Source organism: Streptomyces thermospinosisporus (genome assembly GCF_039526425.1).
Taxonomy (GTDB): Bacteria; Actinomycetota; Actinomycetes; order Streptomycetales; family Streptomycetaceae; genus Streptomyces; species Streptomyces thermocarboxydovorans.
Map to the genome: position 1 here is coordinate 168,835 of NZ_BAAAIZ010000041.1, position 21,023 is coordinate 189,857.

Annotated in this window: 21 protein-coding genes; 5 read left to right on the top strand and 16 right to left on the bottom strand. The window is 71.9% G+C overall.

Features of this window, described 5'->3' with window-relative positions:
• Positions 1-685: 685 nt before the first annotated feature.
• The 4 genes from ABD207_RS15830 to ABD207_RS15845 all read left to right on the top strand — a co-directional run bounded on the left by ABD207_RS15830 (position 686) and on the right by ABD207_RS15845 (position 3,108).
• Positions 686-1,234: a DUF1697 domain-containing protein gene (locus tag ABD207_RS15830; protein ID WP_344013516.1), complete on the top strand. Its 549-nt coding sequence runs from the start codon at positions 686-688 to the stop codon at positions 1,232-1,234.
• Positions 1,227-1,640: a nuclear transport factor 2 family protein gene (locus ABD207_RS15835; RefSeq protein ID WP_344013518.1), complete on the top strand. Its 414-nt coding sequence runs from the start codon at positions 1,227-1,229 to the stop codon at positions 1,638-1,640. Before ABD207_RS15830 ends, ABD207_RS15835 begins: the two co-directional genes overlap by 8 nt.
• Before the next feature lie 84 nt (positions 1,641-1,724).
• A complete protein-coding gene (locus ABD207_RS15840; RefSeq protein WP_344013520.1) occupies positions 1,725-2,342 on the top strand; it encodes a TOPRIM nucleotidyl transferase/hydrolase domain-containing protein in 618 nt (205 codons plus the stop codon).
• A gap of 100 nt (positions 2,343-2,442) precedes the next feature.
• A complete protein-coding gene (locus ABD207_RS15845) occupies positions 2,443-3,108 on the top strand; it encodes a DsbA family protein (protein ID WP_344013522.1) in 666 nt (221 codons plus the stop codon).
• 47 nt (positions 3,109-3,155) lie between these two features.
• Here the strand turns inward: ABD207_RS15845 and ABD207_RS15850 are convergent, their stop codons facing one another.
• From ABD207_RS15850 to ABD207_RS15925, 16 genes are all read right to left on the bottom strand, one after another.
• A complete protein-coding gene (locus ABD207_RS15850) occupies positions 3,156-3,485 on the bottom strand; it encodes a hypothetical protein (protein ID WP_344013523.1) in 330 nt (109 codons plus the stop codon).
• Positions 3,486-4,111: 626 nt separating this feature from the next.
• The gene (locus ABD207_RS15855; protein ID WP_344013524.1) at positions 4,112-4,852 is read right to left on the bottom strand and encodes a sirohydrochlorin chelatase; all 741 of its coding nucleotides are present in this window, start codon (positions 4,850-4,852) and stop codon (positions 4,112-4,114) included.
• Positions 4,852-5,778, bottom strand: a complete 927-nt coding sequence (locus tag ABD207_RS15860; RefSeq protein ID WP_344013526.1) for an ABC transporter permease — start codon at positions 5,776-5,778, stop codon at positions 4,852-4,854. Before ABD207_RS15860 ends, ABD207_RS15855 begins: the two co-directional genes overlap by 1 nt.
• Positions 5,765-6,556, bottom strand: coding sequence for an ABC transporter ATP-binding protein (locus ABD207_RS15865; protein ID WP_344013528.1), 792 nt, complete (start codon positions 6,554-6,556; stop codon positions 5,765-5,767). Before ABD207_RS15865 ends, ABD207_RS15860 begins: the two co-directional genes overlap by 14 nt.
• Positions 6,557-6,561: 5 nt before the next feature.
• On the bottom strand, positions 6,562-7,695 hold the full coding sequence (locus ABD207_RS15870; RefSeq protein ID WP_344013530.1) for an aliphatic sulfonate ABC transporter substrate-binding protein: 1,134 nt from the start codon (positions 7,693-7,695) through the stop codon (positions 6,562-6,564).
• Positions 7,696-7,956: 261 nt separating this feature from the next.
• A complete protein-coding gene (locus ABD207_RS15875; protein ID WP_344013532.1) occupies positions 7,957-9,291 on the bottom strand; it encodes a sulfate adenylyltransferase subunit 1 in 1,335 nt (444 codons plus the stop codon).
• 2 nt (positions 9,292-9,293) lie between these two features.
• Entirely contained in the window at positions 9,294-10,229 is a 936-nt protein-coding gene (gene cysD, locus ABD207_RS15880) for a sulfate adenylyltransferase subunit CysD (protein ID WP_344003029.1), read from the bottom strand.
• A complete protein-coding gene (gene cysC / locus ABD207_RS15885) occupies positions 10,226-10,762 on the bottom strand; it encodes an adenylyl-sulfate kinase (RefSeq protein WP_425580509.1) in 537 nt (178 codons plus the stop codon). Before cysC ends, cysD begins: the two co-directional genes overlap by 4 nt.
• A 33-nt stretch (positions 10,763-10,795) precedes the next feature.
• Positions 10,796-11,506, bottom strand: coding sequence for a phosphoadenylyl-sulfate reductase (locus ABD207_RS15890; protein WP_344013534.1), 711 nt, complete (start codon positions 11,504-11,506; stop codon positions 10,796-10,798).
• Positions 11,503-11,691: a hypothetical protein gene (locus ABD207_RS15895; protein WP_344003038.1), complete on the bottom strand. Its 189-nt coding sequence runs from the start codon at positions 11,689-11,691 to the stop codon at positions 11,503-11,505. Before ABD207_RS15895 ends, ABD207_RS15890 begins: the two co-directional genes overlap by 4 nt.
• The gene (locus tag ABD207_RS15900; protein ID WP_344013536.1) at positions 11,688-13,403 is read right to left on the bottom strand and encodes a nitrite/sulfite reductase; all 1,716 of its coding nucleotides are present in this window, start codon (positions 13,401-13,403) and stop codon (positions 11,688-11,690) included. Before ABD207_RS15900 ends, ABD207_RS15895 begins: the two co-directional genes overlap by 4 nt.
• A 128-nt stretch (positions 13,404-13,531) precedes the next feature.
• A complete protein-coding gene (locus ABD207_RS15905) occupies positions 13,532-13,615 on the bottom strand; it encodes a putative leader peptide (protein WP_310887545.1) in 84 nt (27 codons plus the stop codon).
• A 127-nt stretch (positions 13,616-13,742) separates the two neighbouring features.
• Positions 13,743-14,315 carry a GNAT family N-acetyltransferase gene (locus ABD207_RS15910; RefSeq protein ID WP_344013538.1) on the bottom strand — a complete coding sequence of 191 codons (573 nt, stop codon included), beginning with the start codon at positions 14,313-14,315 and terminating at the stop codon, positions 13,743-13,745.
• A 139-nt stretch (positions 14,316-14,454) separates the two neighbouring features.
• Complete coding sequence (locus ABD207_RS15915; RefSeq protein ID WP_344013540.1) at positions 14,455-15,729, bottom strand: hypothetical protein; 1,275 nt, start codon at positions 15,727-15,729, stop codon at positions 14,455-14,457.
• Positions 15,730-16,152: 423 nt separating this feature from the next.
• Positions 16,153-17,427, bottom strand: coding sequence for a GAF domain-containing protein (locus ABD207_RS15920; RefSeq protein WP_344013626.1), 1,275 nt, complete (start codon positions 17,425-17,427; stop codon positions 16,153-16,155).
• A 495-nt stretch (positions 17,428-17,922) separates the two neighbouring features.
• Positions 17,923-19,557 (bottom strand): acyl-CoA dehydrogenase family protein, encoded by a 1,635-nt coding sequence (locus tag ABD207_RS15925; protein ID WP_344013543.1) that lies wholly within the window; start codon positions 19,555-19,557, stop codon positions 17,923-17,925.
• Between the two features lie 83 nt (positions 19,558-19,640).
• On the opposite strand from ABD207_RS15925, the gene ABD207_RS15930 reads away from it, so the two are divergent.
• Positions 19,641-20,915: a YhjD/YihY/BrkB family envelope integrity protein gene (locus ABD207_RS15930; RefSeq protein ID WP_344013545.1), complete on the top strand. Its 1,275-nt coding sequence runs from the start codon at positions 19,641-19,643 to the stop codon at positions 20,913-20,915.
• The last annotated feature ends 108 nt before the right edge of the window (positions 20,916-21,023 follow it).

Sequence of the window (21,023 nt, forward strand, 5' to 3'; positions counted from 1 at the left end):
CCTCCCCTGCCGGGCGTTCTCCTGCCGGGTCGGTCACACCCGCACCGGTTCCCCCTCGTCGTCCTTCGCCAGCGGGCGTGCCGCCGCCTGCGGCGCCTCGTCGCGCGGTGCGGCAGCGACCCCCTGCCGCCACCCTCGCTTGTGAAGGTATGGGCCCGATCCGGCCATCTCGTCGTGCTCTTTGGTGAAGCTGCGGCCCCGCGGCTCCTCCGTTCGTCCGTCGGCATCTCCCCACTCGGGAGGACATCGGCCCCTTACATCTATTGAGGTCTCTCGGGGACGTTGTTCAGGGTTTGTCATTTCGAAGGTTTGTTGAATAAGTCACAGGTGTATGGCGAGGCGCGTGTACCGGTTGCTCGCGCCGTGGCGTTCCGCCAGAGTTTCGAGCATGTCCGCTCATCCGCGGACCCGGCCGTCGTGCCCGCCCCCACGGGGCACGGCGGCCGACCTAGTGCCTGCCTTTCGGATCTTGCCGCGGGTCGCGGGGTCTGGCACGCGCATCTGCGGCGTTGTCGTCGGTTGCCGATTCCCCCACGCTCGGCTGCGCTCGCGCGGGAGGGACCCCCATCGCATCGGCGCCCTCCTCCGCCTTGCAGCTGCACGCACCAGACCCCGCTCGGGGCTGCTGCAAGGGCACCGCCACCGGAGGCGACAAGATCCGAAAGACAGGCCCTAGTCTTCTGCCATGGCGACGACATACGCGGCCCTGCTGCGCGGGATCAACGTGGGCGGCAGCAGAAAACTCCCGATGGCCGAGCTGCGCACCCTGATGGAGGGCCTGGGGTACACCGGGGTCCGCACCTATCTGCAGAGCGGCCAAGCCGTGTTCACCGCCTCGCACGGCGACGAGGAGTCGCTGGCCGAGGAGCTCGCCGCGGCGATCGAGCGGCAGTTCGGCTTCACCGTGGACGTGATCGTGCGCGACCACGCGTACCTGGCGGCGGTCGTCCGTGACTGCCCCTTCCCGGCGGCCGAGCTGGAGGCCAAGCAGCTGCACGCCACCTACCTCTCCGAGCCCGCCGACCCCGGCCGCTTCGCCGACATCGATCAGCAGGCGTTCCTGCCGGAGGAGTTCCGCATCGGCGACCGCGTGATCTACCTCCACACACCCGGCGGCCTGGGCCGCTCCAAGCTCGCCGAGGCCCTGGCCCGCCCCCGCTACACCAAGGGGCTGATTGCCACCACCCGCAATTGGAACACCGTGACCAAGCTCGTGGAGATGACCGGTGACTGAGGAGACGGCAAGCACAGAGGACAGCGAGGGCACGGAGGGCGCCGCCGGCAGCAGCGTGGACGCCGCCGTCAAGGGCGAACTGCTGCTGCTCGATCCCGAGGTGCGCCGCGACCCCGAGCGCGCGGCGGTCCTGCTGCACCCCGACTTCCACGAGTTCGGCGCCTCCGGCCGCGTCTGGGACCGCGCCACCATGCTCGCCCTCCTCGCCGAGGAGCCGGAGGAGGCCGACCCCATCAAGGTGTCCGGCATGCGGGCGGTGCAACTCGCCCCGGACGTCGTCCACGTCACGTACGACACCGACGCCGAGGGCCGCCGCGCCCACCGCAGCTCCCTGTGGCGCCGCACCGACACCGGCTGGCGCCTCTACTTCCACCAGGGGACGCTCTTCGACACCGACACGGACTGAGAAGGCTCAACGGGGTCGGAGTGACCGGCGCCGCCCGGCGGAAACTCCCTCGCGCCGGGGCCGGAACTGGCCGAGACTCGGCACATGACGGACTTGGGGGCGTTCCGGGACGCGGTCACCGCCTGGGCGGCGGGCGGCACCGGTGAACAGGCGCGGGAACTGGCCGGGCGGCTCGCCGTCGAGACGGTGGTCCTGCTCGAAGGGCGGAGCGACCTCGCCGCCGTGGACGCACTGGCCGAGCGCCGCGGCCGTGACCTCGCCGCCGAGGGCATCTGCGTCCTCTCCATCGACGGAGCGATGAGCGTCGGCCGCTACGCCGGGCTCCTCGGCCCGGCCGGCCTGGGCCTGAGCCTCGCCGGTCTGTGCGACGTCGCCGAGCGCCCCTACTACGTCCGCGGCTTCGAGCGGGCGGGTGCGGCACCGGATGCCATCCACGTCTGCGCCGCCGACCTGGAGGACGAGCTGATTCGCGCCCTCGGCGTGGCCCGGGTCGAGGACCTGGTCCGGGAGCAGGGCGAACTGCGCCCGCTGCGCACCTTCCTGCGCCAGCCCGCCCAGCAGGGCCGCGACCCGCAGCAGCAGTTCCGGCGCTTCATCGGCACCAAGAAGGGGCGCAAGATCCGCTACGGCCGCGTCCTGGTCGAGGCCCTCGACCCCGGACGCGTGCCGGCACCCCTCGACGCGCTGCTCGCCGCCCTGTGAAGGGCGGATCGGCCCAGCGGATTGCCCCAGCGGATTGGCCCAGTCGAAGCACACGGAAATGGACCAGGAGGTCAGGCCGCTTCCCGCATACGGTCGACCCATGACCGAAGCCACCGAAGTCACCGGAGCCACCGCAGCCTCTGCCGCACCCACTTCCGCACCCACCCGGGTCGACTGCTTCTTCGACCCCGCCTGCCCGTTCGCCTGGATCACCTCCCGCTGGCTGCTGGAGGTGGAACGGCAGCGCCCCCTCGACCTCCGCTTCCGCGTGATGAGCCTCTACCTGCACAACCTCGGCAACGACCTGCCCGACTGGTACCGGGACCTGGTCGACCGCTCCATCGGCCCGGTGCGGGTGGCGGTGGCCGCCGCCGAGGCGCACGGCGAGAAGGTGCTGCGCGACCTGTACACGGCCATGGGCACCCGTATCCATGTGCGCGGCATGGAGGACGACTTCGACACGGTGATCGCCGAGTCCCTCGCCGAACTGGGCCTCCCCGCCGGCCTCGCGGCCGCCGCGCACGACCCCGCCTACGACGAGGCGGTGCGCCGCAGCCACGAGGCGGGCGTGGAACCCGACTCGGGCGGCTACGTCGGCACGCCCACCCTGCACATCGACGGCACCGTGTGGTTCGGCCCCGTCCTCCGCGCCATCCCGCGCGGCGAGGAGGCGGCCCGCCTGTTCGACAGCGTCCGCACCCTGGCCACCCACCCCGACATCTTCGAACTCAAGCGCACCCGCACCGGCAAGCTGTCCTTCGACTGAGGCCGGCAGCCGGCTTTTGGAGGGGGGAGAGGGCGCGCGTCAGCGCGTCATCGCGTGAAAAGGGCACCGATCACCGACGGGTGCTTCAGATAGTCGAGGACGCTGTGCGGCCAGAGCGGCGCGATGCTGATGTCGGGCAGCTCCTCGACTCCGCTGAAGACACGCCCCAGTTCCCCCTTGGGGACGGCCACGAAGTCTGGTCTCGTCGTGGGGCCGGCTCGCCAGTGTGTCGCACCGCTGCCAGGGTCGATCAGCCGCAGTATCTCCTGTTCCCTGTCGAAGGCGACGAGAAAACGGCCGTCCGAGGCGGCGACGACACGGTCAAGTGTGAAACGTGCCAGGTCGGTTCGTGTGTCGACGCGGCGGAACGCGGCCACACCCGCAGGTGCCCGTCGCTGTGCCCGCTGACCAGCACGCCGGTGACCGGATGCACGGCCACTGCCGACGCCCTGGAACCGCCGACCGGGAATCTGCTGACTACACGGGCTGACCCCATCTCGACGAGAAGCAATGACCTTCTGCCTCTGAGTGCAAGGACGGACCCGTCGGCGCCGAGTGCCAGACCGTCTGCCGCGTCGTTCAGATGGATCTCCGTTCCCTGGGACATATCCTCCGCGGAGCGCACTGACAGCCGGCCGAACGCCTCCCGCACCACCAGTCGGCCGTCGGACCCGAAGGCGACGTCGCGCGCGAATTGGCCGCCAGGCAGAGGGGTCCAGCGTCCGCCCTCCGGTTCCCACTGCCGCCGTCGTCGAAGCTGCCGACCCCGATCGACAGCAGAGCCACCGCAGGCGCACCCCGGTGCTGGGCTGATCGTTCCAACAGCTCTCCTGCGCACGTCAGTCGGCACAGCACCCGAGCCCCGCACCTCGGTGTGGTCCTCCCGACGCTACCCGATCAACCGCTCACGGACAGCGCAACGGTGAGCACAACGGGCAGCCTGCGCAGGGAAGATGCAATGGGAGATGCAGGGGAGATGCAGCGGCGGGCGCCGCCGCGCCCCTCACGCCCCGATCGCCGTAAGCATCGGCGCCCGCGCCTCCTCGTAGCGGGCCAGCAGCAGGCGGGCCACCTCCGGGGCCGGGCCCAGGACGTCGGCGAGGACGTCGGCCTCGGCGGCGCCGCGGGCGATGCGGTCCGGGAGGAAGCCGGGGGCGAGGACGTACGGGGCGACGGCGACCCGCTCGCAGCCCAGCGCGCGCAGTTCGCGCACCGCGTCCTCGGTGCGGGGAAGAGATGCGGAGGCGAACGCAGGCCGCACGGCGCACCAACCGGTGTGCCGCCACTCCCGCGCGATTTCTGCGATCACTGCGATCGCCTCCGGGTCTGTGGATCCCGCCGAGGCCAGCACGACCCCGGTCGAGGACTTGTCGGCGGGGCTCAGGCCCGCCTCGTACAGCCGGCGCTCCAGCGCCGCGAGCAGCAGCGGGGAGGGGCCGAGGACGTCCGCCTGGCGGATACGCAGCCGGGCGGGGGCCTCGGCCAGGACGGCCGGGATGTCGGCCTTCGCGTGGAAGGCGCGGGTCAGCAGCAGCGGGAGGGCGACCACGTCACGGACGCCCTCGGCCGCCAGGGATTCCAGCACGCCCTGCACCGAGGGCACGTTGAAGTCCAGGAAGCCGGTCTCCACGCGCAGCCCGGGCCGCAGCTCGCGGACCCGGCGCACCAGGGCGTGCACGGTCGCGGCATGCCGCGGGTCGCGGCTGCCGTGGGCGATGACGACGAGGACCGGCTGCATCGGCATCAGCTCTTCACCAGCAGGCCGCGGCTGCGCAGCACCCACCGCTCCAGCGGGCTGAAGATCAGCAGGTCGATGGCGATGCCGACGGTGAGGATGAGCAGGATGGCCTCGAAGACCATGGCCATGTCGCTGGCGTTGCGGCCGTTCTCCAGCAGCTGGCCGAGGCCGATGCCCAGGTCGGGGAAGGAGGCGATGATCTCCGCGGCCATCAGGGAGCGCCAGGAGAACGCCCAGCCCTGCTTCAGGCCGCCCACATAGCCGGGCAGCGCGGCGGGCAGGACGATGTGCCAGGTGCCCTTCAGGCCGGTGGCGCCCAGGGTACGCCCAGCACGCAGGAACAGCGGCGGCACCTGGTCGACGCCGGAGACCAGGCCGTTGGCGATGGACGGGACCGCGCCGAGCAGGATCACCGCGTACATCATCTGGTTGTTCAGGCCGAGCCAGATCACCGCGGGGGGAACCCAGGCGACCGACGGCAGGGACTGCAGGCCGGTGAGGATCGGCCCGATCGCCGCCCGCACCACCTTCACCCGGGCCACCAGCAGGCCGAGCGGGGTGCCGATGAGCAGCGCGAAGCAGAAGCCGAGCAGGCCGCGCGAGACGCTGGTCCAGATGTAGCCGAGCAGCTCGCCCTGGAGCCACGCCTGGCGCAGCACCTCCCACACCGCGCCGGGCGAGGGCAGCTTGGTCGGGTCGTCGACGACCTTGAAGGAGATCAGCGCCTGCCACACCGCCAGCACCAGGGCGATGGCGACGACCGGCGGCAGGATCTTCTCGGTGAAGGTCTGCCGCAGCGGCTTGCGCCGGGTCTGCACGGTCTCCAGGGCGTCCAGGCCCGCCTCCAGACCGGCGAGGTCCGAGGCGTCACCGGTGCTCTTGACGTCCTTGACGTCCCTGGGGTCCTGGGTGGTGGTCTCAGTGCTGGCCATGGCGGCGGATCTCCCCCCGGAGTTCTTCGGTGATCTCGACGGACAGCTCCGCGACCGCGGTGTCCTCGATGCGGCGCGGATGCGGGATGTCCACCCGCCATTCGCGGGCGATCCGGCCCGGCCGGGACGACAGCAGCACCACGCGCTGGGCGAGCCGGACGGCCTCGCGCACGTTGTGCGTCACGAACAGCACCGACAGCTGGGTCTCGCGCCAGATGCGGGTCAGCTCGTCGTGCAGCACGTCGCGGGTGATGGCGTCCAGCGCCGCGAACGGCTCGTCCATCAGCAGCAGCTTGCTCTCCTGGGCCAGCGCCCGCGCCATGGCGACCCGCTGGCGCATGCCGCCGGACAGCTCGTGCACCCGCTTGCGGTGCGCGCCCTTGAGCCGCACCAGCTCCAGCAGCTCCTCGGCGCGTTCGCGCCGCTCGGACTTCGGCACGCCCCGCAGCTTCAGCGCGAGTTCGATGTTCTTGCCCGCGGTCAGCCAGGGAAAGAGGGCGTGTTCCTGGAACATCAGCGCAGGGCGGCCGTCGGTGGTGATGGTGCCGGCGCTGGGCCGGTCCAGTCCCGCGACCAGGTTCAGCAGCGTGGACTTGCCGCAGCCGGAGGCACCCAGCAGGGTCACGAACTCGCCAGGTGCGACATCGAGGCTGATGTCGTCCAGCACGAGCTGGCGGCCGGCCGGTCCGTCGAACGACTTGGAGATGTGCTCGATGCGCGCGGCGTGCGAGACCTCGGTCCGCTGACCGCCGTCGGCCTTGGCGAGCGTGGTGGCCATGGTCGTCACCTCCTGGGACTCTTCGGGGATGCGGGCTGTCCGGCACCGAGGCCGGCGTCGTCGAATGGGGGTTCGCCCTCAGCCTCGAGGAGCTTGTTGAGGAGCGTGAGGTCGTAGATGCCGGTGAGGTCCGGCTGCTCGAGCAGGCCGGCCTCGACGGCGTGGCCGGCCTGCCGGCCGAGGGTCGGGGCCAGCGGGTCGTCGGTGAACCGGATCGACTTCCACGCCGGGTCCAGCACCTCGTCCGGCAGTGCCTTGCCGGCGTCGGCGGCCAGCTGCTCGTTGGCGGCGGCCTTGGCCTGCTCCGGGTGGGCGTTGATCCAGCGGTTGGTCTCCAGGGAGGCCCTCAGCACCGCCTCGACGGCCTTCGGGTGCTCCTTCAGGAACTCCTGCCGGACCACGATGTTGGTGATGACGAACTTCTCGTCCGGCCACAGCGAGGCCTCGTCGAGGAGCACCTTGCCGCCCTCGGCGACCAGCTTGGACGCGGTGGGCTCCGGCACCCAGGCCCCGTCGACGGACCCGGACCGGAAGGCGTCGGGGGTGACCTTGTTGTCGCTGCGGACGACGGTGACGTCGCCCTTGCCGCTGAGCGGGTCGACGTCCCAGCCCTGCTGGGACGCCCAGTTGAGGAACGCCACGTCCTGCGTGTTGCCGAGCTGCGGGGTCGCGATCCGCTTGCCCTTGACGTCCTTGAGCGACTTCACCTTGCCGGGGTCGACGACGAGCTTCACCCCGCCCGACGCCGAGCCGCCGATGATGCGCAGGTTGGTGCCGTGCGACTTGACGTAACCGTTGATCGCGGGGGAGGGGCCGATCCAGCCGATGTCGATGGAGCCGGAGTTGAGCGCCTCGATCTGCGAGGGGCCGGCGTTGAACACCGCGTAGCGTGCCTCGGTCGCGCCCAGCGCCTTCTGGAAGAAGCCCTTGTTCTTGCCCACCAGGGCGGTGCCGTGGGTGAGGTTGCCGAAGTGGCCGATCCGCACCGCGTCGAGACCGTCAATCTTCTCGGCGCCGGCGGCGATCGCGGCGCGGCCGTTGTCCTTCGCCTGGGACCCGTAGCCGCAGGCGGCCAGGGCGGACAGCGGCAGCACGGCCAGCACCGCGAGGATGCGGCGCAGGGCGGTGGTGGCAGGCACGGAGGGATTCCTCTCGCCAGGCCCGGCGGTCACGTACCGGCGTCGGTACGCGGCCGGGAGTCGGCAGGTTTTCGTCTACGGCGGTGGGGTGTGCGCGGGCCGGGACGGCCCGCGCGGCTCATCGCGCACATCGGGCCACCCCGCCCTGCCCTCCCCCGAACTCCGTTCGGGGGGACCCCCACCCCAGGGCACCGCTGCCGACACGCCCGCCCTCCTTGGCGAACGTGGCGAAGTAGTCGCGGTAGCCGGCCGGATGCATGCTCAGAAGTCCCACCCGTCGTCCTCGGCCTCGTCCTTGACCGGCTCCGGGGCCGCGAACGACTCGCCGACCATGCCCGCGGTGAGCGTGGTGCCGTCGTTCGGGTCGATCAGGATGAACGAACCGGTGCGCCGCGAGTCCGAGTAGGAGTCCGCGGGCAGCGGCTCGGCGGTGCGGATCTTCACCCGGCCGATGTCGTTGGCGACCAGCTTCCCCGGGTGCGGGTGCAGCGACAGGTCGTCCAGCGTCAGCCGGGACGGGATGTCCTTGACGATCGCCTTCACCGTGCGCGTGCCGTGCTTGATCAGCACCCGGTGGCCGACGGTCAGCGGCTCGTCGGCGACATGGCACACCGTCGCCTCGAGGTCCTGCGTGGTCGCCGGGGCGTCCTTGCTGGGGACGATCAGGTCGCCGCGGGAGATGTCGATGTCGTCGGCGAGCAGCAGCGTCACCGACTGCGGCGTCCAGGCGATGTCGACGGGCTTGCCCAGCAGGTCGATCCCGGTGATCGTGGTCGACCGCCCGGACGGCAGCACCGTCACCTCGTCGCCCACCCGGAAGGTGCCGGCGGCGATCTGGCCGGCGTAGCCGCGGTAGTCGGGGTGCTCGGCGGTCCGCGGGCGGATCACGTACTGCACGGGCAGCCGGGCGTGGCAGTGCGCCAGGTCGTGGCTGACCGGCACGGTCTCCAGGTGCTCCAGCACGGTGGGGCCGCCGTACCAGTCCATGTGCGCGGACGGCTCCACCACGTTGTCGCCGGCCAGGGCGGAGATCGGGATGGCGGTGACCTCGGGCACGCCCAGCTCGGTGGCGTAGGCGGTGAACTCCTCGGCGATGGCCGCGAACACAGGCTCCTGGTAGCCCACCAGGTCCATCTTGTTGACCGCGAGGACGACGTGCGGCACCCGCAGCAGCGCGGCGATCGCGGCGTGCCGGCGGGTCTGCTCGACGACACCGTTGCGGGCGTCGACCAGGATCACCGTCAGCTCGGCGGTGGAGGCGCCGGTGACCATGTTCCGGGTGTACTGCACATGGCCGGGGGTGTCGGCGAGGATGAACCGGCGGCGGGGGGTGGCGAAGTAGCGGTAGGCGACGTCGATGGTGATGCCCTGCTCCCGCTCGGCGCGCAGGCCGTCGGTGAGCAGTGCGAGGTCGGGGCCCTCCTGGCCGCGGCTGAGCGAGGCGCGCTCCACGGCCTCCAGCTGGTCGGCGAGGACCGACTTGGAGTCGTGCAGCAGCCGCCCGACCAGCGTGGACTTGCCGTCGTCGACGGACCCGGCGGTGGCGAACCGCAGCAGAGTGGTGGCCGAGAGAGCCTCGGTCGTGGTGGTGCTCATGTCTAGAAGTACCCCTCGCGCTTGCGGTCCTCCATCGCGGCCTCGGACAGCTTGTCGTCGGCGCGGGTGGCGCCGCGTTCGGTCAGCCGGGAGGCGGCGATCTCGGTGATCACCTTCTCGATCGTGTCGGCGTCGGAGTCCACCGCGCCGGTGCAGGACATGTCGCCCACGGTCCGGTAGCGCACCAGCCGCTTCTCGACGACCTCGCCCTCCTCCGGGCCGCCCCACTCGCCCGCGGTCAGCCACATCCCGTTGCGCTTGAACACCTCACGCTCGTGCGCGAAGTAGATCTCCGGCAGCTCGATGTGCTCGCGGGCGATGTACTGCCACACGTCCAGCTCGGTCCAGTTGGACAGCGGGAACACGCGCACATGCTCGCCGGGGGCGTGCCGGCCGTTGTACAGGTTCCACAGCTCCGGGCGCTGCCGGCGCGGGTCCCACTGGGAGAACTCGTCCCGCAGCGAGAACACCCGCTCCTTGGCGCGGGCCTTCTCCTCGTCGCGGCGGCCGCCGCCGAAGACGGCGTCGAACTTCTCGCTCTGGATCTTCTCCGTCAGCGGCAGCGTCTGCAGCGGGTTGCGGGTGCCGTCCGGGCGCTCCTTGAGCACACCCCGGTCGATGTAGTCCTGCACGGAGGCCACATGCAGGCGCAGGCCGTGCCTGGCGACGGTGCGGTCCCGGTAGTCGATGACCTCGGGGAAGTTGTGCCCGGTGTCCACGTGCAGCAGCGAGAACGGCACCGCCGCCGGGGCGAACGCCTTCCGCGCCAGGTGCAGCATGACGATGGAGTCCTTGCCGCCGGAGAAGAGGATCACCGGGTTCTCGAACTCGCCCGCCACCTCGCGGAAGATGTGCACCGCCTCGGACTCCAGCGCGTCCAGGTGGGAGAGCGCATACGGGCTCTCGGTGTCCTCGGTGACCGTAGCGACGGTCGTCATGCCAGTCCCCTCTCGCTCAGCAGCGCGTACACCGACGCCGCGGACTCCTGCACCGTCTGGTGCTGCGACTCGATGCGCAGGTCGGGTGTCTCGGGCTCCTCGTAGGGGTCGTCCACCCCGGTCAGGCCGGTGAGTTCACCGGCGGCCTGCTTGGCGTACAGGCCCTTGACGTCGCGGACGGAGCACACCTCGACCGGGGTCGCCACATGCACCTCCACGTACGGCGTCCCGTTCGCCTCGTGGCGCTTGCGCACCGCGTCCCGGCTGTCCGCGTACGGCGCGATCACCGGCACCAGCGCCACGACGCCGTTGCGGGCGAGCAGTTCGGCGACGAAGCCGATGCGCTGCACATTGGTGTGCCGGTCCTCGCGGCTGAAACCGAGGCCCGCGGAGAGGAACTCGCGGATCTCGTCGCCGTCGAGCACCTCGACGCGGCGGCCCTGTTCACGCAGCCGGCCGGCCAGCTCGTACGCGATGGTGGTCTTGCCGGCGCTCGGCAGACCCGTGAGCCAGACGGTGGCTCCGGTCGTCACGTGGTTCTCCTGAAGCTCGGTGGTCGTCATGGGTCAGCCGTGCAGTCCGCACTCGGTCTTGGCGCGGCCCGCCCAGCGTCCGGCGCGCGGGTCCTCGCCCTCCAGCACCCGGCGGGTGCAGGGCGCGCAGCCGACGGAGGCGTAGCCGTCCATCAGCAGCGGGTTGGTCAGTACGCCGTGCTCGGCGACGTAGGCGTCCACGTCGTCCTGGGTCCAGCGGGCGATGGGGGAGATCTTGACCTTCTGCCGCTTCTCGTCCCAGCCGACGACCGGGGTGTCCGCCCGGGTCGGGGACTCGTCGCGGCGCAGGCCGGTCGCCCATGCCTGGTAGCCCTTCAGGCCCTCCTCGAGCGGCTGCACCTTGCGCAGCTTGCAGCACAGGTCGGGGTCCCGGTCGTGCAGCTTGGGGCCGTACTCGGCGTCCTGCTCGGCGACGGTCTGCCGCGGGGTCAGCGTGATGACGTTGACGTCCATCACGGCCGCGACCGCGTCCCGGGTGCCGATGGTCTCGGGGAAGTGGTAGCCGGTGTCGAGGAACACCACGTCGACGCCGGGCAGGGCGCGCGAGGCGAGGTGGGCGACCACCGCGTCCTCCATCGAGGAGGTCACGCAGAAGCGCTTGCCGAACGTCTCGGCGGCCCACTGGAGGATCTCCAGCGCGGAGGCGTCCTCAAGGTCCTGGCCCGCCTGCTCGGCGAGCGCCTTCAGCTCCTCGGTGCCGCGATGTTCCTGAACGGCCGTCATATCCGGTCCCCTCCCGTGTCGGATCGCCCAAGACCCCGGCTCAGCAGCCCGAGGAACTTCAGCCGAAAAGCTCGGTTGCAGGCCCCGCACTCCCAGGCGCCGTGGCCGCCGTCGGCGGCCTCGCTGGGCCGCAGGTCCTCGTCGCCGCAGTACGGGCAGTAGAAGGGCGCCGCGCGCTCGCTCATGACAGGGCCTCCTCGGAGGCCCGGCTCACCCACGAGGCGAACCGCTCGCCCTCCTCGCGCTCCGCCTGGAAGCGCTTGAGGACCCGCTCGATGTAGTCGGGCAGCTCCGCCGCGGTGACCTTCAGGCCGCGCACCTTGCGGCCGAAGCCCGGCTGCAGGCCGAGCGCGCCGCCGAGGTGCACCTGGTAGCCCTCGACCTGCTCGCCCTGTTCGTTGAGGACCAGCTGGCCCTTGAGACCGATGTCCGCCACCTGGATACGGGCGCAGGCGTTGGGGCAGCCGTTGAGGTTGATGGTGATCGGCTCGTCGAAGTCCGGCAGGCGGCGCTCCAGTTCGTCGATGAGCGAGGCGCCGCGCGCCTTGGTCTCGACGATGGCGAGCTTGCAGAACTCGATGCCGGTGCAGGCCATGGTGCCGCGCCGGAACGGGGACGGCTTGGCGCTGAGGTCCAGCGCCTCCAGGGCGTCGAGCAGCGAGTCGACCCGGTCCTCCGCCACGTCCAGGATGATCATCTTCTGCTCGACCGTGGTGCGCACCCGGCTCGAGCCGTGCGCCTCCGCCAGGTCGGCGATCTTGGTGAGGGTGGTGCCGTCCACCCGGCCGACGCGCGGGGCGAAACCGACGTAGTAGCGGCCGTCCTTCTGCCGGTGCACACCGATGTGGTCGCGCCAGCGGGACACGGGCTCCTCGGGCGCCGGGCCGTCGATCAGCTTGCGCCCCAGGTACTCGTCCTCCAGCACCTGACGGAACTTCTCCGCGCCCCAGTCGGCGACCAGGAACTTCAGCCGCGCCCGGTTGCGCAGCCGGCGGTAGCCGTAGTCGCGGAAGATCGACAGTACGCCCTCGTAGACGTCCGGGACGTCCTCCAGCGGCACCCAGGCGCCCAGCCGCACGCCCAGCTTGGGGTTGGTGGACAGACCGCCGCCGACCCACAGGTCGAAGCCGGGGCCGTGCTCGGGGTGCCGGACGCCGACGAAGGCGACGTCGTTGATCTCGTGCACCACGTCCAGCGACGGCGAGCCGGAGATCGCGGTCTTGAACTTCCGGGGGAGGTTCGAATAGGCCTTGTTGCCCAGGACCCGGCGCTTCATCTCCTCCAGCGCCGGCGTGCCGTCGATGATCTCGTCCTCGGCGATGCCGGCGACCGGCGAGCCGAGCATCACGCGCGGGGTGTCGCCGCAGGCGGTGACGGTGGACAGGCCGACGCTCTCCAGCCGGTCCCAGATCTCGGGCACGTCCTCGATACGGATCCAGTGGTACTGGACGTTCTGACGGTCGGTGATGTCGGCGGTGCCGCGCGCGAACTCCTGGGAGATCTCACCGATGACCCGCAGCTGCTGCGTGGTCAGCGCGCCGCCGTCGATGCGCACCCGCAGCATGAAGTAGCGGTCGTCCAGCTCCTCGGGCTCCAGGATCGCGGTCTTGCCGCCGTCGATACCGGGCTTGCGCTGGGTGTAAAGGCCCCACCAGCGCATCCGGCCGCGCAGATCGGCGGGGTCGATGGAGTCGAAACCCCGCTTGGAGTAGATCGTCTCAATGCGTGTCCGCACATTGAGACCGTCGTCGTCCTTCTTCACCTGCTCGTTGCCGTTGAGCGGGGTGAAGTGGCCCGCGGCCCACTGGCCCTCACCGCGGTGACGGCTCGCCTTGCGGCGGGGAGTCGCGGTGGCAGGCTTCTGCGCGGCGGCAGGCTTCTGCGGGGTGGCGGCCATGGTTGATACGTCCTTCGGGACAGGCGGGAAAGCGGCTCTGACCAGCGCTGTTCGGGCGCGCGGGCAGATTCGCGCGTCATTGCGCGGGGGAAAGCGGGAGAGGGTGCCGGGAGATGCTGGAGGTGGTCTCAGCGCGCCGGACAGATGGCGCTGGACATGCGGCCGAGGTCGACGTGCCGCCGACTCACCAAGGCGATCCCAGTTCCAGGCATGGCGGAAGCGTGTCATGGCGATCTGGACACAGTCCACCTTTGTCCAGGATGCGGACACCCCTGTCCCGCAAGTCGAGACAAGGGTGTCCTTGGTCACAAGCCGCGCAGGCGGTCTTGTCGGGGCAGGTCAGGCGGGGTATGCCCCCGGCCACGGACCCGGAGTGGCGACCTCCGGTTCCTCCTCGGTCCTGGTGTCGAACAGCCGGAAGCCCCGGCGCAGGTAGTTGTCCATCGCGTATTCGCCGTCCTTGCTGCAGGTGTGCAGCCACACCCGCCTGGTCGGCTTGAGCCCGGGCCACCGCTCGGCCAGGTCCCAGGCGCGCGCGGTGCCGTAGGACAGCAGATGGCCGCCGATGCGCCGCCCGCGGAAGGCGGGGATCAGCCCGAAGTAGACGATCTCCACATTGCCGTCGTCCTGCGCCTCGAGCTCCACATAGCCCGCGGGCGTGCCCCGGTCGTAGGCCACCCAGGTCTCCACGCCCGGCCGGTCCAGCTGCTCCAGCCACTGCTGGTACGTCCAGCCCAGCCGGTCCGTCCAGCGGATGTCGCCGCCGACCGAGGTGTACAGGAACCGGCTGAACTCGGGCGAGGGCACCTCGGAGCGCACGATCCGCACGTCCCCGTCCGGCTCGGCGGCCGGCACGAGATCGGTGGGGGCGGTCTGCTCCAGGGACCAGGTGGTCACAACGATGCTCGTCATGCCGAAAGGGAACCATCCGGCACACACCCGTGTCGAACGCCTGATCCCACGGGGAGGGCGGGAGGGGCCGCGTCAGCCCTGGGCGCGGCCCGCCGAGGTCAGGGGCGGTCTCACCGGGGTCAGGTGCGGCCCATCTCGGTCAGGTACGGTCCACCGAGGTCAGCGGGAAGGCGAACAGCGTGCGGCCGGACCGGGCCCAGACCTCGCCGGTCGACTGCCACAGCGCCAGCGGCGCCGGCGGGCCGCTCCAGCAGCGGAGCGTCTCGTCCGGCCCGCACCGGGTGGGCCGCGCCCCCTCGGTGTCCTGCCGCCACAGCGTGCCCCGCTCGTCCGCTTCTGTGCCGGCCCCGCTCAGATACCAGTCCGACCGGTACGACAGCACACCGTGCACGTCGTCAAGCCGTGTCTCGTACGCCTCCGCCGCCTTCGCGCGCAGCACCGAGTCCGTGGCGAGCAGGCCCGTCCGCTCCGGGTCGCCGCTGAAGTCGTAGCGCCACAGCCGGGTCGTCCCCTCGCCGTCCCGCCGCGCCTCGTACGTCACCAGGCTGTCCGGTGCGGTGCTGCGGTCCAGGGAGATGCCGCCCGGCCGCGGTGCGGCGGCACCGGGCTCCGCCCGGTAGGAGGCCACGGCGGGCAGGACGTACCGCGCCCCGGCCGCGGACCAGCCGCCCGGCACCCGGCCCACCCAGGGGCCGTCCACCGTGGCCCGCTGGATCCGGCCCACGTCGTACACGTACAGCACGCGGTCGTCTCCGGGCCCGGCCGTCACCAGCAGCTTGTCCTGGTACCAGACCATCCCGGACACCGGTGAGCCCAGCGGGCGGTAGTCGCGCCCGCCCTCCGCCGGGACGGCGAGCAGCGCCCAGGCGTAGCTGAGGTCGTCGGCGTCGACCACGGCGACCCGGGCGAGGCTGCGCCCGTCCGGCGCCCCGGCGTTCTCGGTCCAGCCGGAGAGGATCACCCGGTGGGCGCCCCAGTAGCCGTCGTCGTCCGCGTCACCGGAGGTGGTGACGCCGCCGGGCCGCAGCCCCGTGGTGTCCGCGACGCCGAAGCAGTACGCAAGGGTGGCGGCCGGCTCCACCGGCAGCGCCTTCCGGTCCTGCTCGGGGCAGTCCCGTCCCTGGCGCAGCGAGCCGTCGCTGTCCTCCAGCACGGTGGTGACGCCGACGGGGCGGCCCATCTCGTCGGAGAGCCGGTCCAGCCACTGCTGCGGCACGGGTTCCTCGGTCAGCCGCAGCGGTTCGGTGTCCGCGGGCCCGGTGAGCGGTTTCAGCGCGCCCGGGTCCCGGACGTCGGTGGCCTGCGAGGCGCTGATCATGGTGGCGGCCGCGGTGAGCGCGAGGGCGGTCCCGGCCAGTACGGCACGCAGCGCTCTGCCGCGCCGGCGTCGGCGATGTCGGCCCCGATGCTTCATGACGTCCTCCCGAGGCGAGCCAACTGCGTCCGCCGGTCCGCGGGTTGACCGGGGCGCAGGTGGGGTGGCGGCCCGTAGGGGGATGCTACGGCAGCGGGGCGCCGAAGGGGACGAAGACCCTGGAAATATGCACAACGGCAACCAACGGCCCGCCTGTCCCGCCCGGTCCTGGGGAACTCGCCGCTGCCTTCGGGGGCCCGCCCGGTCCTGGGGAACCCGCCGCTGCCTTCGGGGGCCTGCCCGGTCTGGGGAACCCGCCGCTGCCTTCGGGGGCCTGCCCGGTCCTGGGGAACCCGCCGCTGCCTTCGGGGGCCCGCCCGGTCCTGGGGAACCCGCCGCTGCCTTCGGGGGCCCGCCCGGTCCTGGGGAACCCGCCGCTGCCTTCGGGGGCCCGCCCGGCCCTCGAGGGATCCACCGCTTCCCTCAGGGACCTGTCGTGCCCTTCCAGCCCCTGCCCAGCGCCGGGGACGTCGAGTGCGGCAGCAGATCACGGGGGTCGTCGGGAAGCAGCACCTCCACGTCGGCGTGGTCCGCGAAGCGGTACGGGCGGTGCTCCAGGAAGCCGCCCAGATAGCGCCGCACCCGGGACATCTCCGCACGGACCGTCACCGTCCGGGCCCGGTCGCCGAAGACGTCCTCGGCGAGACCGGCCGCGCTGCGGCCCGTGCGGTGCACCGCCAGCAGATACAGCAGCTCCGCGTGGCGCGGGCTCAGCTCCCGCGTCCAGGACCCGGCACCGCCGGACACCTCCACCGTCCAGCGGCGCGGCGCCCGCAGGTCCAGCACGATCCGGGCCTGCCCTTCCGTCACCGGCTCGTCCGCCGCCCGCACCAGCCAGCCGCCTGCCAGCGGCTCCAGCGAGCACCTCCCCAGCGCCGGCAGCCACCGCGTCCCCGCCGACGGGGACTTGGGCAGCGAGACCCGCTCGGTGTACGGCATCCCGGTCACCGTGGCCGTCCAGCCGTGCCGGTCCACCACCATCGCCCGCCCCTCGATCCGGGCCAGCACCGGGGCCGCCACGGCCCGCAGCCGCTCCAGCGACTGAAGGTGCATCTCCCGCAGCCGCGCCTCGGCGAGCTTGGCGACCGATCCGACCCAGGACAGCGTGGCCGGGTGCATCGTCTCCAGCGGGCCGCTGACGTCCACCACACCGAGCAGCCGCCCGTCGCGGGGGTCGGTGATGGGCGCCCCGGCGCAGGTCCAGCTGGTGTGCGAGCGGACGAAGTGCTCCGAGGCGAACACCTGCACCGGGCGCCGGGCCACTGCCGGGGTGCCGATGCCGTTGGTGCCGACCACGTCCTCCCGCCAGTCGGCGCCCAGCTCGAAGCCGAGGCCGTCGGCCTTGCGCAGCACCGGCGCACTGCCCTCCCGCCACAGCACCCGGCCCTCCTCGTCGGCCACCACCATGATGTGGCGGGCGACGTCCGCGACCGGCAGCAGACTTTCGCGCAGCACCGGCAGCACATGCCGCAGCGCCGACCTCTCCCGCCGCCGCTGCACCTCCTCGCGCGGCAGCAGGCCGGACCGGAAGTCGTGCTCCGGGTCGACCCCGCTGCGCAGCATCCGCTCCCAGGACTGCTCGATCACCGGGCGGGGCGGCACGGGGGCCGGCTGCCCGGACAGCTTGGCGGAGCGGACCTCGTCCAGCACCCGCGCGGCGCGCGGCGCGTCGACCGCGGCCAGCTGCGTCACGTCCATCGGCGAGAGCGCCACGGGTCCTCCCCCTGGGATCCGTCACCTGCGATCCGTCCACAGTGCAGTGCGTCCATACTGCCGTGTGCCCGGGGCGAAAGCGCACAGCACGGACACAGTCAGCAGCAAGTTGCAACCCCTTGCAACCCTGGCGGTACGCCGCGCGGTGCTTGAAACTTGAGCGACGCCGTCCCCGAGCGGCGTTCACGGCTCGTCAAGGGGCCAGTACGGCAGGGGTGGTGCCGTGTCGGCGCAGCATCACCCCTGCCGTTCCCGTGCGCCGTCGCGCCGGGCGCGCGGCCGCCCGACGAGCGCAGGCGCACGGAAGCGCGTCACGGCTCGGGCCCGGCTCCCCGCGCCCCGAGGCGGTCCGCAACCCCCGAGGCGATCCGCGACCCGTATCGACAGGCCCTCTGAAGACCCGTGACGAAGGCCCCCTGAGGAACCCGGTGACGACAGGCCCCTGAGGCCCGTCCGCTCCCGACTCGGCTGACCGGCCGTTCAGTTCACCGGGCGGGCCCGGTCGACCACCGACGCCAGATCCAGCGTGTGCGGCAGCGTCCCGAACGCCAGACCCGCGTCGCTGCCCAGACGGGAGGCGCAGAACGCGTCGGCCACCTCCGGCGGCGCGAAGCGCACCAGCAGGGAACCCTGCAGCACCAGCGCCAGGCGTTCCGTCAGCCGCCGCGCCCGGGCCTCCATACCCCGCAGATCGGCGAGGTCGGTCAGCAGATCCCTGATCGCCGCGTCCAGACGGTGGTCCGCGCCACGGGCCTGGCCGACCTCCCGCAGATACGCGTCGAGGGACGCGGGCTCACGGGTGAGGGCCCGCAGCACATCCAGGGCCTGCACATTGCCCGCCCCCTCCCACACCGAGTTCAGCGGCGACTCGCGGACCAGGCGCGGCAGGCCCGACTCCTCCACATAGCCGTTCCCGCCCAGACACTCCGCGGCCTCCACCACCAGCGGCGCGCACCGCTTGGTCACCCAGTACTTCGCCGCCGGCACCGCGATCCGCAGCAGCGCCCGCTCCTGCTCCCCGCCGTCGTCGTACGCGGCGGCAAGGCGCAGCGCCAGCGTGGTCGCCGCCTCCGACTCCAGGGCGAGGTCGGCCAGCACATTGCGCATCAGCGGCTTGTCGGCCAGCTTCGCCCCGAACGCCTCCCGGTGGGTGCAGTGGTGGATGGCCTGCGCCACGGCCTGCCGCATCAGGCCCGCCGAGCCGAGGACGCAGTCCAGGCGGGTCGCCGCGACCATCCCGATGATGGTGCGCACCCCGCGGCCCTCCTCGCCGACCCGGCGCGCCCAGGTGCCGTCGAACTCGACCTCGGCGGAGGCGTTGGACCGGTTGCCCAGCTTGTCCTTGAGCCGCTGGATGAGGAACACATTGCGCGAGCCGTCCTCCAGCACCCGCGGCACCAGGAAGCAGGTGAGCCCGTCCGGCGCCTGCGCCAGCACCAGGAAGCCGTCCGACATCGGCGCCGAGCAGAACCACTTGTGCCCGGTCAGCTCGTAGGCGCCGTCCTCGGCGAGCGGCCGCGCCACCGTGGTGTTGGCGCGGACGTCGCTGCCGCCCTGCTTCTCCGTCATGCCCATCCCGAACAGCACGCCGGCCTTCTCGCGCGCCGGGCGCAGGCCGCGGTCGTAGATCCGGGACGTCAGCCGCGGCTCCCACTCGGCGGCCAGGGCGGGATCCGTGCGCAGGGCGGGCACGGCCGCGTGGGTCATCGACAGCGGGCAGCCGTTGCCCGCCTCGGCCTGCGTCCACACCACGAACGCCGCCGCCCGCCGCACATGGCCCCCGGGCCGGTCCCAGGCCGTGGTCAGCCCGGCCCCGACCCCCTTGCCGAGCAGCCGGTGCCAGGCCGGATGGAAGTCGACCTCGTCGATCCGGTGGCCGTACCGGTCGTGGGTGCGCAGCCGCGGCGGGCAGGCGTTCGCCTGCGCCGCCCATTCCTGCACCTGCGCGGAGCCGGAGGTGCGGCCCAGCGCCGACAGCTCGGCCAGGCCCTCCTCCGTCACCGCCGGGTCCAGATGCCGCTCCACGGCCTCCACCAGTGCCCGATCGGTGGTGAAGACGTCGTACTGGACGAGCGGCGGAGGCTGATTGGTCACGGTGTGGGTGGTGCGCGCCATGTCTGCGAACCTACCCGGCCCGCGCCCACCTCACCGGTGACCTGCGGATGAGGGCGACGTGGCGCGACGGATACCTTTGGTCCGTGCAGCAGGCAAGTGAACACCCCGACACCCCCTCCGGCCGTCTCCACCGCGCTCGGGCCCTCTACCGGAACGTCTCCAAACGCCGGACCGCCTGGCTGCTGCTCAAGGACACCGTCAACTCCTGCATCGAGTACCGCATCCTCGGCCTCGCCGCCGAGGCCGCCTTCTTCACCCTGCTGTCGGTGCCTCCGCTGCTGCTCAGCGTGATCGGACTGCTCGGCTACGTCGACGCCTGGACCGGCGCCGAGACCATCCAGAGCCTGCAGCGCAATCTGCTCGACGCCTCCCGCACCGTCCTGTCGGACCGGGGCGTGTCCCAGATCGCCGAGCCGATCCTGCGCGACGTGATAGAGGGCGGCCGGCCCGACATCATCTCCGTCGGTTTCCTGTTCGCCCTGTGGTCGGGCTCCCGCGCGGTGAACGTCTTCATCGACACCATCACCGTCATGTACGGCCTCGACGGGGTGCGCGGCATCGTCAAGACCCGCCTGCTGGCCTTCCTGCTGTTCATCGTGGCGCTGCTGATCGGTTCGGTGGCGCTGCCGCTGATGGTGGCGGGCCCGGACGCGGTGGTCCGGATCGTGCCGTGGTCCACGACCGTGGTGCAGGTCCTCTACTGGCCGGTCGTGATCCTGCTGTCCATCGCCTTCCTCACCACGCTGTACCACGTGTCCGTGCCGGTGCGCTCACCGTGGATCGAGGACGTGCCGGGCGCGCTGGTGGCCCTTGCCATGTGGGTGTTCGGCAGCTTCCTGCTGCGCCTGTACCTCACCAACACCGTCGAGGGCCCCACCATCTACGGCTCCCTCGCCGCGCCGGTCGCCGTGCTGCTGTGGATCGGTGTGTCCGCGTTCGCGGTGCTGGTCGGGGCCGCGGTCAACGCCGCCATCGACCGCGTCTGGCCGGCCGCCGCCACGGCCGCCGCCCGCGAGGCCAACGAGCGCATGCGCCAGGCCCAGGTCGCCGAGTACGTCGCCCGCACCGCCGCGCTCGGCGAGTCCGACCCCGACATGCCCTCCGAGTTCCCCGAGCGCTGGTCGCGCTTCCTCCCGCCGGACGACGTCACCTCTCGCCTGCGCGGCCACTCCGCCAAGAACATCCACGCCCGGAACGGGGAGAGGTGGAGCGGGGAGAAGCGGGAGGGGGAGAAGCGGAAGGGGGAGAAGAAGCACCGCGAGGAGGGGGAGGAGAAGAAGCACCGCGAGGAGGGGGAGGAGAAGAAGCACCGCGAGGAGGGGGAGGAGAAGAAGCACCGCGAGGAGGGGGAGGAGTGAGCCTCGCGGGGGCCGTCGGCCGAGGAAGGTGAGGACTGAGCCTCGCGGGGGCCGTCGGCCGAGGAAGGTGAGGACTGAGCCTCGCGCGGCCCGCCGGGCGGGGCATCC